Source organism: Vreelandella maris (assembly GCF_013371085.1).
GTDB lineage: Bacteria > Pseudomonadota > Gammaproteobacteria > Pseudomonadales > Halomonadaceae > Vreelandella > Vreelandella maris.
Genome location: NZ_JABWCV010000010.1, coordinates 34,155 through 49,731, shown reverse-complemented (window position 1 = coordinate 49,731; position 15,577 = coordinate 34,155). Strand labels below are relative to the sequence as shown.

General features: G+C 55.1%; 12 protein-coding genes. 11 read left to right on the top strand and 1 reads right to left on the bottom strand.

Annotation, left to right across the window (positions count from 1 at the left end; genetic code table 11):
• The first annotated feature begins 16 nt into the window (after positions 1 to 16).
• The 11 genes from betI to HUO07_RS10370 all read left to right on the top strand — a co-directional run bounded on the left by betI (position 17) and on the right by HUO07_RS10370 (position 14,846).
• Entirely contained in the window at positions 17 to 637 is a 621-nt protein-coding gene (gene betI / locus HUO07_RS10420; RefSeq protein WP_176303508.1) for a transcriptional regulator BetI, read from the top strand.
• Between the two features lie 23 nt (positions 638 to 660).
• Entirely contained in the window at positions 661 to 2,130 is a 1,470-nt protein-coding gene (gene betB, locus HUO07_RS10415; RefSeq protein ID WP_176303507.1) for a betaine-aldehyde dehydrogenase, read from the top strand.
• Positions 2,131 to 2,334: 204 nt separating this feature from the next.
• Positions 2,335 to 4,008: a choline dehydrogenase gene (gene betA, locus HUO07_RS10410; protein WP_176303506.1), complete on the top strand. Its 1,674-nt coding sequence runs from the start codon at positions 2,335 to 2,337 to the stop codon at positions 4,006 to 4,008.
• A 214-nt stretch (positions 4,009 to 4,222) separates the two neighbouring features.
• A complete protein-coding gene (locus tag HUO07_RS10405; protein ID WP_176303505.1) occupies positions 4,223 to 6,709 on the top strand; it encodes an acyl-CoA dehydrogenase in 2,487 nt (828 codons plus the stop codon).
• Between the two features lie 225 nt (positions 6,710 to 6,934).
• Complete coding sequence (locus HUO07_RS10400; protein ID WP_176303504.1) at positions 6,935 to 8,032, top strand: ABC transporter ATP-binding protein; 1,098 nt, start codon at positions 6,935 to 6,937, stop codon at positions 8,030 to 8,032.
• Positions 8,025 to 9,125, top strand: a complete 1,101-nt coding sequence (locus tag HUO07_RS10395) for an ABC transporter ATP-binding protein (RefSeq protein WP_176303503.1) — start codon at positions 8,025 to 8,027, stop codon at positions 9,123 to 9,125. Before HUO07_RS10400 ends, HUO07_RS10395 begins: the two co-directional genes overlap by 8 nt.
• A complete protein-coding gene (locus HUO07_RS10390) occupies positions 9,118 to 10,005 on the top strand; it encodes a carbohydrate ABC transporter permease (RefSeq protein WP_101145344.1) in 888 nt (295 codons plus the stop codon). The genes HUO07_RS10395 and HUO07_RS10390 overlap by 8 nt, the downstream gene beginning before the upstream one ends.
• A 1-nt stretch (position 10,006) precedes the next feature.
• A complete protein-coding gene (locus tag HUO07_RS10385; protein ID WP_176303502.1) occupies positions 10,007 to 10,903 on the top strand; it encodes a carbohydrate ABC transporter permease in 897 nt (298 codons plus the stop codon).
• A 12-nt stretch (positions 10,904 to 10,915) separates the two neighbouring features.
• Positions 10,916 to 11,188 (top strand): DUF2160 domain-containing protein, encoded by a 273-nt coding sequence (locus HUO07_RS10380; RefSeq protein WP_008956665.1) that lies wholly within the window; start codon positions 10,916 to 10,918, stop codon positions 11,186 to 11,188.
• A 94-nt stretch (positions 11,189 to 11,282) separates the two neighbouring features.
• Positions 11,283 to 13,049, top strand: a complete 1,767-nt coding sequence (locus HUO07_RS10375; RefSeq protein WP_176303501.1) for an ABC transporter substrate-binding protein — start codon at positions 11,283 to 11,285, stop codon at positions 13,047 to 13,049.
• Between the two features lie 153 nt (positions 13,050 to 13,202).
• Positions 13,203 to 14,846, top strand: coding sequence for a glycerol-3-phosphate dehydrogenase/oxidase (locus HUO07_RS10370; protein ID WP_176303500.1), 1,644 nt, complete (start codon positions 13,203 to 13,205; stop codon positions 14,844 to 14,846).
• A 74-nt stretch (positions 14,847 to 14,920) separates the two neighbouring features.
• Here HUO07_RS10370 and HUO07_RS10365 read toward each other — a convergent pair whose 3' ends face one another.
• Positions 14,921 to 15,145, bottom strand: a complete 225-nt coding sequence (locus HUO07_RS10365) for a hypothetical protein (protein ID WP_101145347.1) — start codon at positions 15,143 to 15,145, stop codon at positions 14,921 to 14,923.
• Between the last annotated feature and the right edge of the window lie 432 nt (positions 15,146 to 15,577).

Here is a 15,577-nt window from a genome sequence, read left to right as displayed (position 1 = left end):
GAATTAGGAGAACGCTGTGCCAAAGGTGGGAATGGAACCGATACGCCGCCAGCAGTTGATCAACGCGACCATGGCAGCCATTGATGAAGTCGGTCTGGCAGAAGCCACCGTAATGCGTATTGCACGCCATGCGGGGGTTTCAGCGGGTATTATTAGTCACTATTTTGGCGGTAAAGACGGCCTGCTCGAGGCCACCATGCGGCAAATTCTGACTGATCTTACCAAGGCCGTGGCAGTGCGCCGCCATGCGTTGGAAGATGACTCCCCGCGTGCGTATATCGGCGCCATTATCGAGGGCAATTTTGATCGCACCCAGGTCACCGGCCCTGCCGCTAAAACCTGGTTAGCCTTCTGGGCCAGCAGCATGCATAAACCGATGTTGCAGCGGTTGCAGAACGTCAATGATCGCCGCCTTTACAGCAATTTATGTCACCAGTTTAAACGCGTCATGCCCCACACCGAGGCCCGTAACGCGGCCCGCGGATTGGCGGCCATGATTGATGGCCTATGGCTGCGTGGCGCCCTGACGCCTGAAGGTCTTGACGCGGCAGAAGCCCGCCACCTTGCGCACACCTATCTCGACCAGCTTTTTGCTCATCATGGATGCACTACGAAAGCATCCAACATTTACCGTTAATTTTCTTATTCATGGAGACCGACATGGCCGCTCAAAACGTACAGCCACTCTATATTGATGGTCGCCAGGTAGACGCCTCATCAGGCGACACCTTCACTGTCACCAACCCTTTTGATGGCAGCCTGCTTGCCACGATTGGTCAAGCCAGCCAAGCGGATGTCGACACGGCCGTAGAAGCTGCTCAGCGGGGCCAGCGAGAATGGGCTGCAATGACCGGCATGGAGCGCTCGCGCATCCTATTGCGCGCCGTTGCGCTATTGAGAGAGCGCAATGACGAGCTTGCCGAGCTGGAAACCCGCAATACCGGCAAACCGATCAGCGAAACAGCTAGCGTCGATATCGTTACCGGCGCAGATGCGCTGGAGTACTACGCTGGCTTAGCGCCTGCCATTGAGGGCAGCCAGATTCCCCTACGCGACACTTCTTTCGTGTATACCCGCCGCGAGCCGCTCGGCGTAATTGGTGCGATTGGCGCCTGGAACTACCCCATTCAAATCGCCTGCTGGAAAGCCGCCCCGGCACTGGCCGCAGGCAACGCGGTGGTGTTCAAGCCCAGTGAAGTCACGCCACTCACCGTGATGAAACTGGCGGAAATCTTTACCGAAGCTGGCCTGCCCAACGGTGTCTTTAACGTGGTACAGGGCGATGGCCGCGTAGGCGCCATGCTCACTGAGCACCCCGGAATCGCCAAGGTATCGTTCACCGGCGAAGCGGGAACCGGCAAGAAAGTCATGGCCGCCGCCGCTAGCTCGACGCTAAAAGACGTCACCATGGAACTAGGTGGCAAATCGCCGCTGCTGGTCTTCGCGGATGCCGACCTTGACCGCGCCGCAGACGCCGCCATGATGGCCAACTTCTACTCCAGCGGCCAAATCTGCACCAACGGCACGCGGGTATTTGTTGAGCGCAGCGTTAAAGAGGCCTTTGAAGCCAAGCTGGTAGAACGCGTCAAGCGCATCAAAGCAGGCGACCCGATGGACCCGAGCGTCAACTTTGGCCCGCTGGTTAGCTTTGAACATCAAGAAAAAGTACTTTCGTACATTGCTTTGGGCAAGGAGCAAGGTGCTCGTCTGCTCGTAGGCGGCGACGATTGGAACACTGGCAGCTTTGCCGATGGCGCCTGGGCTGCACCAACGATCTTCACCGACTGTACCGACGAAATGCGCATTGTGCGCGAAGAGATCTTCGGCCCGGTGATGTCAGTACTCGCCTTTGATGACGAAGCGGAAGTCATTCGCCGCGCCAACGACACCCACTATGGCCTAGCCGCAGGTGTCTTCAGCGAGAGCCTGAATCGCGCCCACCGCGTCATTCATCAGTTGGAAGCCGGTATCTGCTGGATCAATACCTGGGGTGAGTCACCTTCCGAGATGCCGGTAGGCGGCTATAAAGAGTCGGGTATTGGTCGCGAGAATGGTATCGAGACGCTTAACCACTATACCCAGACCAAGTCAGTTCAAATCGAGATGGGGCCGTTTGAGTCAGTGTTTTAACTTTCAGCACTAAGCTCCGCCGGTAGGCATAACACGAAGACGCTGTGAACCCATCCATGGGCGCTCGGCTTTTTTCATCTGACCGCCAAGGATGGCGGGAATGCCGGAATCGCATGGAGCACTTTCCGGCCCTGAAAAAGACGCTTCGCTTTTATGCCTACCGGCTCCCTTCCTCGACTCAGCAAGATTTCTAAAGGAGACTCTATGTCTCAACCACGCGAATTTGATTACATCATTATCGGTGCAGGTTCGGCGGGCAACGTACTCGCGACTCGCCTCACCGAAGACAGCAACGTCAGCGTACTGCTACTAGAAGCGGGTGGGCCGGACTACCGCCTAGATTTCCGCACTCAAATGCCTGCCGCCCTCGCCTTCCCGCTTCAGGGAAAGCGCTACAATTGGGCCTTCGAAACCGACCCCGAGCCGTATATGGATAACCGCCGCATGGAGTGTGGACGCGGCAAAGGCCTGGGCGGCTCCTCACTGATTAATGGCATGTGCTATATCCGCGGCAATGCACTTGATTACGATAACTGGGCCAAGCAGCCTGGTCTCGAAGATTGGGACTACCTGAGCTGCCTGCCCTACTTCAAAAAGTGCGAAACCCGCGACATCGGCGCCAACAGCTATCACGGCGGCGAAGGCCCGGTCAGCGTGACCACGCCCAAAGCGGATAACAACCCGCTTTACCGCACCTTTATTGAAGCTGGCAAACAAGCAGGCTACCCGGAAACCGAAGACGTCAACGGCTACCAGCAGGAAGGCTTCGGGCCCATGGACCGTTTTGTAACGCCCAAAGGCCGCCGCGCATCCACTGCCCGAGGCTACCTGGACACCGCCAAGAAGCGCCACAACCTGACCATCGAAACTCATGCCGTTACCGATGTGATCGAGTTTGAAGGCAAGCGCGCGGTGGGTGTTCGCTATGAGCAGAAAGGCGAAAAACACCAGTCCTATGTACGCCGCGAAGTGCTGCTATGCGGTGGCGCCATTGCCTCTCCACAAATTCTTCAGCGCTCGGGTATCGGCAACCCGGAACTGCTGAACGAACTGAATATCGAGACGGTTCACGCCCTGCCTGGCGTGGGTGAGAATCTCCAGGATCACCTGGAAATGTACATTCAGTACGAGTGTAAAGAGCCCATCTCGCTCTACCCGGCCTTGAAGTGGTACAACCAGCCCAAGATCGGTGCCGAATGGCTGTTCAATGGCACCGGCGTTGGCGCCAGCAATCAGTTTGAATCCTGTGGCTTTATCCGCAGCCGGGATGAAGAGGAGTGGCCAAATCTTCAGTACCACTTCCTTCCCATCGCCATCAGCTACAACGGCAAGAGCGCGGTGCAGGCCCACGGTTTCCAGGCCCACGTCGGCTCAATGCGCTCTGAAAGTCGCGGTCGTATCCGCCTGACGTCAAAAGATCCACACGCGGCGCCCAGCATCCTGTTTAACTACATGGCCAAAGAGAAAGACTGGCAAGAGTTCCGTGATGCGATCCGCCTGACTCGCGATATCATCGCCCAGCCAGCCTTTGAGAAGTACCGCGGTCGTGAAATAGCGCCGGGACCGGACGTGCAGTCCGACGCCGAACTCGACGCCTTCGTCAAACAGCATGCCGAAACCGCCTATCACCCCTGCGGCAGTTGCCGAATGGGCGAAGGCGAGATGGCGGTCACCGACGGCCAGGGGCGCGTGCATGGTATTGAAGGTCTGCGCGTGGTCGACGCCTCGCTCTTCCCGGTGATTCCTACCGGCAACCTTAATGCCCCCACCATCATGCTGGCGGAAAAGATCGCCGACCGCATCAAGGGTAATGAGCCGCTGCCCCGGTCGAGTGTGGACTACTACGTCGCCAACGGCGCGCCTGCCAAACGCGCCTGAACATTCCCTCTGTTCGTCCCTCTGTTCGCCACTCAACATGCCATGGCTTCACGCCATGGCATTTTTTTATATCTAACAAGGCATCCGGGTGTAAACATACCTAAAGGCTTGCATAAAACCGCGCCTATCTGCCAATATTCAAACAAGTGTTCGATTAACGCGCTCATTAACAACAGCAGGCTGTCGTTATAGGCCTGAAACAGAGAGAACTACTATGCTCACCCTACTCCTTATCGTGCTCGCCATTGGTGGCCTGCTCGTGGTCATGCGTCGCGAAGCAGGCGCCCCCGCGGCGCTTGTGGTGCTTGGCGTATTGGGCCTTGTCGGCCTGCTGTTAGACGCTGAAGTGATCGGCGTTCTGCTTTTGATTGGCGCCGCCGCTGTCGCCGTGGCAGGCCTGCCCGCCTTGCGTCGCAAATGGCTCACGCCGCGCCTATTCGCCACCTTTAAAAAAGTGGCGCCCAAAGTATCCGCCACCGAGCGCACGGCCCTGGAAGCAGGCAGCGTCTCCTGGGACGGTGAGCTATTTTCGGGTAAACCCCAGTGGGAAAAGCTGCTCGCATTTAAAGACGAAGGCTTGCGCGACGATGAAAAAGCTTTCTTAGCCAATCAGTGTGCCAAAGCTGCTGGTATGTGTAACGCCTGGGATATCGCCCAAGAGCGCGCCGACCTGCCCCAGCAGCTTTGGGACTACCTGAAAAAAGAGGGCTTCTTCGGCATGATCATTCCGAAGGAGTACGGCGGCCTGGGCTTCTCGGCCAAAGCGCAATCCATGGTGCTGCAAAAGCTCTCCGCCAACGAAACCTTGATGGTCACCGTGGGTGTACCTAACTCCTTGGGCCCTGGCGAGCTGTTGCTTAAATACGGTACCCAAGCGCAGAAAGATCACTACCTTCCGCGCTTATCCGATGGCCGCGAGATTCCTTGCTTTGGCCTCACCGGCCCCCGCGCTGGCTCTGATGCCACATCACTGCCCGACACCGGCGTTGTCTGCAAGCAAACCATTAACGGCGAAGAAGTACTTGGCCTACGCCTTAACTTCGAAAAACGCTGGATCACGCTGGCGCCCATCGCCACCGTCGTTGGCTTGGCCTTTCGTTTGTTCGACCCTGAAAAATTGCTGGGTGACGAAGAGGATCGCGGTATAACCCTGGCGTTGATTCCCCGCGATACCGACGGCATGGAAATCGGCCGCCGCCACCATCCTATCGGCAGCCCGTTCATGAATGGCCCGATTATCGGCAAAGATGTCTTTGTACCGCTGGACACCATCATTGGCGGCCCGGACATGATCGGCCAGGGCTGGCGGATGCTGGTGGAGTGTCTGTCTATCGGCCGCTGCATCACGCTACCCTCCGGCGCTACTGGTACCGCACGCTACGCCTTGGGTTGGAGCGGCGGCTTCACTCGCGTACGTCGCCAGTTCAACGTGCCGGTGGCCGAAATGGAAGGTGTGCAAGAGCCCCTTGCCCGCATGGCAGCGCTGGCCTATATCTCCCAGGCCACTGTGTATCAAACCGCCAACATGATCGATCATGGCGAAAAGCCTGCAGTGCCCTCAGCCATTCTGAAAAGTCAATTGACCGAGTTCCAGCGCGTGCTGCTTAGTGATGCCATGGATGTTCACGGTGGCAAGGCGGTGACACTAGGCCCGCGCAACTACCTCGGTATCGGCTATAGCGCCAACCCGGTAGCAATTACCGTGGAAGGCGCCAATATCATGACCCGCAACCTGATGATCTTTGGTCAGGGCGCGATCCGCTGCCACCCTTACGTGCTTGAAGAGCTGGCTGCAAAAGACACCAATGACATGAAGGCGTTCGATAAAGCCTTCTTTGGCCACGCGGGCTTGATCTTTGGTAACGCCGCGCGCGCCTTTACCCTCGGCTTTGGCATCGGCAAATCCAGCGTTCCCTTTGATGGCCCAGCCACCATCTATGCTCAGGATATTGCCCGCCTTTCCGCTGGCTTTGGCCTATGTGCCGACGCAGCTATGGCAAGCCTGGGCTCAGCGCTGAAGAAACGCGAAATGATCTCCGCCCGGCTGGGGGATGTGCTTTCTAATCTCTATCTGACCTCCATGGTGCTCAAGCAGTGGCAAGCGGGCAGTAAAGTAGAAGGCGAAGAAGCGCTGCTGCACTACAGCTGTCGTTTCCTGCTTCAGCGTGCAGAACAGGCGTTTGTGGAGATTTTCGATAATCTACCCAACCGCGCCCTGGGTAAAACCCTCAACGCCGTAGTGATGCCGACCGGCCGCCGTTGGAATAAACCCCATGATGACCTGGCGCGGGATATCGCTAAGCGTGTTTCTACACACAGCGCCCTACGCACGAAGTTGCTGGAAAACACCTGGGATACAGACGACGGCGAACAGCGCAACCCACTGGCGCGCTACAACGCTTTGTTGGTCGATTATGACCGCGCCGAAGCGATCTACCGCACATTGAACAAGGCATATGCCAAAGGCGAACTCCCGCAAACGGCGCTGCATCCAGAGGCACGTGTAGAGGCCGGTCTGGAAAAAGGTCTGATCAATGAAGAAGATGCCGACTTCATGCGCACCTTTGAGGCCGAGGTTCTGGAAATGCTCACCGTGGATGATTTTGCCTACGACGCATTTGCCAAGAACAAGTCCACGCTGATCGATCACAACGGCAAAACAACACCTGCACCACAGCAGGAAGAAGAAAACGTTAAGTAACCACTATTATTCAGTAAGTTACTGATAGGCATAGCCGACTACTGCGCGACAGTAGTCGGCTTTTTTGTGTTCGCTTTCTACGCCTAAATGCCTAGTCCTATCGCCCAAAAACGCGTTGCAAGTTCGCAAATGATCAACTAGCCTTTCGTAAACGAAAGCGGACTCACCTATTTTGTCGCCTTTCTAATAGCATGCTCCAATAACAATGACGCTAGCGAGATCGGCATGTCCTTACATATGCAAAATATCGATCACATCGTTAACGGTGTGCCTCATATCAGTGGAATAGACTTAGCGCTTGAGCCAGGCTCATTCAATGTGCTGCTAGGGCGGACGCTGGCCGGAAAAACCACTCTAATGCGTCTTATGGCGGGGCTTGAGCCCCCTACCCGCGGAAAGATCATCATGGATGGCAAGGACGTCACGAACGTTTCCGTGCGCAAGCGCAACGTCTCCATGGTGTACCAGCAGTTTATCAACTATCCCAGCCTCACCGTTTACGACAACATTGCGTCGCCACTGAAACTGGCCAAACACCCAAAAAGCGAGATTGATAAGCGTGTTGGCGAAATTGCTGAAATGCTGCATATCGAACACTTGCTTAACCGCTACCCGCAAGAGCTTTCCGGCGGTCAACAGCAGCGTACTGCCATGGGGCGGGCCTTGATCAAAGATGCCGACTTAATTCTATTTGATGAACCGCTGGTCAACCTGGATTACAAGCTCCGCGAAGAGCTGCGCGATGAGCTGCGTGATCTCTTCAAAGCACGCAACTGCATCGCGGTGTATGCCACCACCGAGCCCAATGAGGCGCTGGCGCTGGGTGGAAACACCGCGGTACTGCATGAAGGCAGATTGCTTCAGTATGGCCCTACCGAACAGGTTTACCGGGAGCCAAACGGCCGCTTCAGCGCCGAGATGTTCTCCGAGCCGCCAATTAACATTGTTCCCGGTCGGCTTACCGATACCGAAATCACTTTCGATCAAACGTTACACTTTCCCTGCGATGACAAGCTAAAGCGCTTAGAGCCAGGTGACTATGATTTTGGTGTCCGTGCTTCACACCTCACCCTGCAACCACAACGAGCCGATGACCTGGCGCTGGATGTCCATGTGGATGTAGCTGAAATCAGCGGTTCTGAAACCTTCCTGCATGTTCACCACGAGCGCTTCCCCTTAGTGCTGCACTTAGCAGGCATCCACCAGTTTAGTGTTAATGAACCCCTGAAGGTTTACTTCCCCACCCATCAACTTTACGCCTTCGACAAACAGGGACACACGGTTCATATTCCTGTAAGTCAAGGAGGAGCTGCCCATGGCTGAGATCACTTTAAAGGGTCTGGCGCACTCCTATGAAAAAACGCCCAAGGGTGCAGCGGATTACGCTATTCGGCAGATGGATCACGTTTGGCATCAAGGCGGTGCCTATGCGCTCTTGGGGCCATCGGGTTGCGGTAAATCGACGCTGCTCAATATCATTTCCGGCCTGCTTGAACCCTCAGAGGGTGACGTCCTTTTTGACGGTCAGCGAGTTAACGAACTCCCCCCCGAAGAGCGCAATATTGCCCAGGTTTTTCAGTTCCCGGTGATCTACGACACCATGACGGTGTTCGACAACCTCGCCTTTCCCCTGCGCAATATGAATACTCCCGAGTATCGGGTGAAACCCAAGGTACTGGAAGTCGCTGACATTTTGGAACTGACGCCACTGCTGAACCGCAAGGCGAAGAACCTGACCGCGGATGAGAAGCAGAAAGTCTCTATGGGGCGCGGTTTGGTGCGCGATGACGTGACGGCCATTCTGTTTGATGAGCCGCTGACGGTAATCGACCCACAGCTAAAGTGGAAGCTGCGCCGTAAGCTCAAGGAGATTCACGAGCGCTTCAATATCACCATGATCTACGTCACCCACGACCAGTTGGAGGCGTCGACCTTCGCCGACAAAATAGCCGTGATGTATGACGGCCAAGTGGTGCAGTTCGGTACGCCACGGGAGCTGTTTGAACGCCCGGCCCACACCTTTGTAGGCTATTTCATCGGTAGTCCCGGCATGAATTTCATGGCCGTCAAGTATCAAGATGAACAGGCCATGTTCGGCAACCAATCACTGCCGGTCAGTGAATCGATCAAACGTGCCATTGCGCATGCCAGCAGTAACAACATCAAGCTGGGTATCCGTCCCGAGTTTATCGACATTAGCGCAAGCCCAAGCACTGAAAGCTTGCCCGTCGAGGTCATCAGTGTGCAGGATCTCGGCACTTACTCCCTGCTGACCTATAAGCTCAACGGACAAACCTTCAAGGCACGCCTTCCCGAAGGGCACTCACCCGTGGGAGAAGCGGCGTTTGCTGAGTTCGATACAGCAAAACTCGCCCTCTATATTGATGAATACCTCGTGGAGACCGGCCATGAATAACAAGGTACCCAACAACAAAGCGTGGCTGCTGGTGCTTCCCATGCTGGTATTGGTAGCGTTTTCCGCCATCATTCCACTGATGACCGTCGTCAACTACTCGGTGCAGGATGTGCTCGGCCCTAACGCCAGCTTTTTCACTGGCACCGAGTGGTTTAAAACCATGCTTAACGATGAGGCGCTACAAGCGGCGTTTCTGCGCCAGATTTCGTTCTCATTGATTATTCTGGCTATCCAGATTCCGCTGGGAATAGGGATTGCCCTGATCATGCCCAAACGCGGCTGGCAGGCCTCGGCGGTGTTGATATTAATTACCCTGCCATTGCTGATCCCTTGGAACGTCGTGGGCAGCATCTGGCAAATCTTTACCCGTGGCGATATTGGCTTAATGGGCTGGGGGCTGCGCGAACTGGGCATCAGCTACAATATCACCGGTGACGCCAGCGATGCCTGGGTAACCATCGTGCTAATGGATGTATGGCACTGGACCCCGCTGGTGGCAATGCTTTGCTACAGCGGCCTGCGCTCGATTCCTGAAGCCTACTATCAGGCTGCACGTATCGACCGTGCCTCCAAGTGGGCAGTGTTTCGCTATATTCAGTTGCCCAAGCTCACCAACGTGCTCGTTATTGCCGTCCTGCTGCGCTTCATGCACTCGTTCATGATCTACGCCGAGCCCTTCGTATTGACCGGCGGCGGCCCTGGTAGCTCGACAACTTTCCTGAGTCAGTCGCTGGCCACCATGGCGATCGGCCAGCAGGACCTGGGCCCTTCTGCCGCGTTCTCGCTGATCTACTTCCTTGTCATTCTGCTGGTGAGCTGGGTGTTCTACACCACCATCATGCACATGCAGAAAGACAAGCCCCCGCATGGAGGTGCTTAACATGAGCTACCAACTCGAAAACACCCAGCGCGGTGAAAAGTACAACACGATTTTTAGCAAAGTTTCATCTACCAAGCGGCGTAACCGCACTGCTCGGGCGCATTGGCGCTCACGTATACTGCTTGGCCTTTATCTGGCGCTGATGATTTTGCCCATTTACTGGCTGATCAACATGTCGCTGCAGACCAACAGCGAAATTCTCGGCTCGATGACGTTGTGGCCGCAAAACCTGACCTTTGACAACTATATTGGCATCTTCACCAACTCAAGCTGGTACATGGGCTACGTCAACTCGATGCTTTACGTAGCCATGAATATGCTGATCACTATCTGTGTGGCGCTTCCGGCCGCCTATGCCTTTAGCCGCTACACCTTTATCGGCGACAAGCACCTGTTCTTCTGGCTTCTGACCAATTTGATGGCTCCCCCCGCCGTCTTTCTGCTGCCCTACTTTCAGCTCTACTACTCGGTGGGCCTTTTCGACACCCACATTGCTGTCGCGCTGGCCCACTGCCTGTTCAATATTCCGCTGGCGATCTGGATTCTGGAAGGCTTCATGAGCAGCGTGCCTAAGGAGATCGACGAAACCGCCTATATCGACGGCTATAGCTTTCCGCGCTTCTTCGTCAAAATTTTCATTCCGATGATCCGCTCCGGGATCGGCGTCACGCTGTTCTTCCTGTTCATGTTCTCCTGGGTGGAACTGCTACTGGCACGCACGCTAACAGCCACCGATGCCCAGCCGATTGGCATGATCATGACGCGGACCTCGACAGCCTCCGGAATTGACTGGGGCACCCTGGCCGCCGCCGGTGTACTGACCATTATTCCCGGCATTCTGGTGGTCTATTTCGTCCGTAACCATATCGCCAAGGGCTTTGCCCTAGGCCGTACCTGAGGAGAGCGCACCATGTCTTGGATGGTATGGACCATGCCCACCGCCATATTCTTTTCATCAATCGCTGCCATGCTGGCGGGGATGACAATATGGGAGATTCTGTCTCCCACCATAGAGCGCAAGGGGTTCCTGCCCATTGCCACTACTCGCGGAGACCGGCTGTTTATCGGCCTGCTCTCGGCGGCCTTTATCCACCTGGGAGTGATTGGTTTCACCTCATTATCCATCTGGATCGCACTAGCGGTATCAGCCGTATGGCTACTGGTTTTAATGCGCTGGGGATAGCCCTTAGCAGGGTTTCGAAAAAAAGCTCGCCAGCGTTATTCGGTATCAAGGACGGCCAAGCCATCAGGGAAGAACACAACAAAACGAGGTCACCATGCAAAAGCACTACAACAAGTCCAGTCTGACTAAGTTCAAACTGACAACCCTCGCCGCCGGTCTGTTACTGGCATCGGGTACGCTGTCAGCGCAGGAACAGGATGCCCGCGCCATTGCTGAACGCTTGGTCGACGAGCACTTCCAGAACTCGACGCTAAGCCGTGACGAGCAGATCGAAGAGCTGATGTGGTTTGCCAAGGCTGCCGAGCCTTTCCGTGGCATGGACATTCAAACCGTGGCCGAAGGTCTCACTACTCACGTGTATGAAAGTGAAGTGTTGGCAGAAGCCTTTAGCGAGCTGACCGGCATTAACGTGACCCACAACATCATTGGTGAAGGTGATGTCGTGGATACCATGCAGAACCAGATGCAGTCGGGCAACAGCATCTATGACGGTTTCGTCAACGATACCGACTCCATTGGCACGCATATCCGCTATGGCACCACCATTAACCTCTCTGAAGCGATGGAGAACGAGTGGGCCGACTATACCCTGCCCACGCTAGACTTGGATGACTTCATCGGCCTGCAATACGGTACCGGCCCAGATGGCAGCATCTACCAACTACCGACTCAGCAGTTCGCCAACCTTTACTGGTTCCGCCATGACTGGTTCACTGATCCCGACCTGATGGCCCAGTTTAAGGAAATCTACGGCTACGAGCTCGGCGTACCAACCAACTGGACCGCTTACGAAGATATCGCCGAGTTCTTCACCGAGCATGTCGGCGAGATAGACGGCACCAAGATTTACGGTCACATGGATTACGGTCGTCGTGATCCGTCACTAGGTTGGCGTTTCCACGACTCCTGGCTCTCCATGGCGGGCATGGGCAGCAAAGGGGTTCCCTTCGGCAACCCGGTGGATGACTGGGGTATCCGCGTCAATGAAGATAGCCAGCCGGTAGGCGCCAGCGTTAGCCGTGGCGGTGCTACCAACTCACCGGCCTCCGTGTTTGCGATGCAGAAAGCCGTCGACTGGCTACGCGATTACGCGCCTGAAGAAGCGCAGGGCATGACCTTTGGTGAAGCAGGCCCCGTGCCCGCGCAAGGCCATATTGCCCAGCAAATTTTCTGGTACACCGCGTTCACAGCTGACATGACCGACCCCTCCGTTGCCGTGACCGATGATGAAGGCAACCCGCTGTGGCGCATGGCTCCTTCCCCCACCGGCCCCTACTGGGAAGAGGGTATGAAGGTTGGCTACCAGGACGTAGGAGCATGGACATTCTTTGACTCAACGCCCGAAGACCGCCGCACCGCCGCCTGGCTGTTTGCCCAGTTCACCGTGGCAAAAACCACCTCGCTGGAAAAACTCATGCATGGTTTAACGCCGATTCGTGAGTCTGACATCTTCTCTGAGCAGATGACCGAAATGGCACCCAAGCTGGGTGGCCTGGTGGAGTTCTACCGCAGCCCCAACGAATCCAACTGGACACCGACCGGTACGAACGTACCTGACTATCCGCGCATGGCACCACTGTGGTGGCAGAACCTTGCACCGGTCATGAGTGGTGAAGTCACACCCCAGGAAGGTCTCGACAAGCTAGCGGCAGACCTGGACAGCACCATGAACCGTTTGGCCCGCGCTAACGTCTTCGACAGCTACGCGCCTGTACTTAACGAAGAGCAGGACCCACAGGTCTGGCTGGATCAGGAAGGCGCCCCGAAAGCCAAGCTGGATAACGAAATGCCGCAAGGCACCACCATTCCTTACGATGAAATGATGGAAGCCTGGATGGCCGCCGGTACGCGCCAAGAATAACTAAGCTTAATAACTAAGTTTAGGAAAACTACGCGTCAAAGCTTGCAGGGCGGGCGACTGCCCGCCCTACCAAGGGTTTCATTGGCGGTATGCCAGAGCAAAAGAGAGAACACCCACTGCAACCGGGCTATTGATTGGTTAATTGGATCCGCTATGAAACTGCGAAATAGAAACATTGAAAAGTTACCTAACGAAACCTTTGATGCTCTGATTATCGGCGGCGGCATCAATGGCGCGGCCACCGCAGCAGCGCTGGCTGGTAAAGGCGCAAAAGTTGCACTAATTGACCGCGGCGACTTCGCCGGCAGTACCAGCATGCACTCCTCCAACCTGGTATGGGGAGGCATCAAATACATGGAAAGCAAGGATTTTGCACTGGTTCGCAAACTATGCAAAAGCCGCAATCACTTGATCAAGAGTTACCCTTCCACGGTGCAGGAGATCCGTTTCCTGACCACAATTTCAAAAGGCTTCCGCCACTCTCCACGCTACCTGTGGGCGGGCACCTGGCTTTACTGGCTGATGGGCAACGGCTTCACCAAACTGCCGCGCCTGCTCTCGCCGAATAAAATCAAGCAGGAAGAGCCCATCATCGATATTGAGGGTGCCGTTGGCGGTTTCGAATATTCCGACGCCTACCTGCACGATAATGACGCTCGATTTGTCTTCAACTTTGTTCGCCAAGCGCTTAACTATGGGGCGATTGCCGCCAACTACGTCGAGTCACTCGGCGCCGAGCGCCAGGATGGCCTATGGGTGACCAAGGCACGCAACGTGATGGATGGCAGCACCTTCGATATACGCGCCAAGGTACTCATCAATGCGGCCGGCCCGTGGGTGGATCAGCATAATGAGCTGACCGGCCAAAAAACCACTCACCACCACCTCTACTCCAAAGGTATTCACCTCATCGTTCCGCAATTAACGGATTCCCAGCGGGTGCTGGCGTTTTTTGCTGACGATGGCAGATTATTCTTTGTCATTCCCATGGGTAACCGTACCTGCATCGGTACTACCGATACCCATATGGAGCACCCGGAGGTGGAGGTTACCGCTGACGATATCGCCTTTGTGCTGGAAAATATCAACAAGCGTCTGACCCTGACCAAGCCATTGAGCCAAGACGATATTATTTCTACCCGCTGCGGCGTACGGCCATTAGCGATCAAGGATGATCAAGGCAACGATCGCGACTTCCTGCAGCTATCACGCAAGCATGTAGTCGATACCAATGCCGAAAGTGCACATATCAGTATCTTTGGCGGCAAGCTGACCGATTGCTTGAATGTGGGGGATGAAATTGCCGAAGAGATCAGTCAGTTGGGCGTTACCCTCACAGACCCTAAATTCCACTGGTACGGCGAACCACCCAACCCCGTCAAGCAGCAGTTTATGGATCAGGCCAAGCGCATGAACCTGGATGCCATGACCGCCCAGACCTCATCTGAGCTGCTCTCCACACGGCTCTGGCGGCGTTATGCCGACCAGGCTATTCAGATGTTGGAAAAAATCCGCCAGGATCCTGCCCAGGGTGAAATCCTAATCGAGGGCACTGAGTACATTCGCTGTGAGCTTGAGCATGCCCGCGATCACGAAATGATCACTCAGCTTGAAGACTTTCTACGCCGTCGTGCCAAGGTCTCGCTGGTTGTGCCCCATGAGCAGTTGCGCCATTCAAACGGTCTGAAAGAAGCCTGCCGGGTATTATTTGGCGACGATGCAGATGAACGTTTTAACAGTTACTTTGAACAACACCGGGACACATCGCTGCCTTTTACACCCGTAGCCAATGCTTAATCGTTTATAAAACTAATAAAAAGCCCCCTTATATCAATAAGGGGGCTAAGAGTTATTTAAGCAATTGTTCTATTTTACTCTTCATCTTCAATACGAAGTTGAGAGTCTCCCGCGAGCACTTCATCCCAGGCTTCTTCCAGTGTGTAGCCTGAACGACTATCCACCGTGTCGATAACCTCAACCGCATGTTGCAGTGACTCACGATTACCCTTCAGCGCCACAACCAACCTGGCGAGATCTTGCTTGCTGAAGGAGCTGGCGATGCTATTGGCTTGTTGGCTTAGTTCGATGCAGTTCATTAGTACTACCTCATGGTATGGTCATCCGCTGCCTAACCGCCAATCGGTTTAAAAGCAGCCATCTTAATTAACGACGTATGGTGACGTTGCTACTCATGCTGGGCCGGATAAGTGCCCAGTTCGGTAACTGCGAAACGGTCACAAGCGTTACAAGACCTTCGCCCTTTAGCGCTAGGGTAATACTGAAGCGCTATCGTTCTGTAGCAGGGATTAGTTCAGTGATTCGGGATAACAAGTCACCTTCCTGATCCATGACCTCACTATGGGCCACCGCAGGAAAGCTCACAATGCGTCATTGGCCGTAGGCATGGTTGTAACTCGACTACATTAACGCTCAATAAGCGTTAATGGTGTTAAAGACTTTCATGAGGGGCGCTAAAAGCGAAGAAAGGCGGCCAATTGCTTAATTGGCCGCCGCATTATAAAGAATCG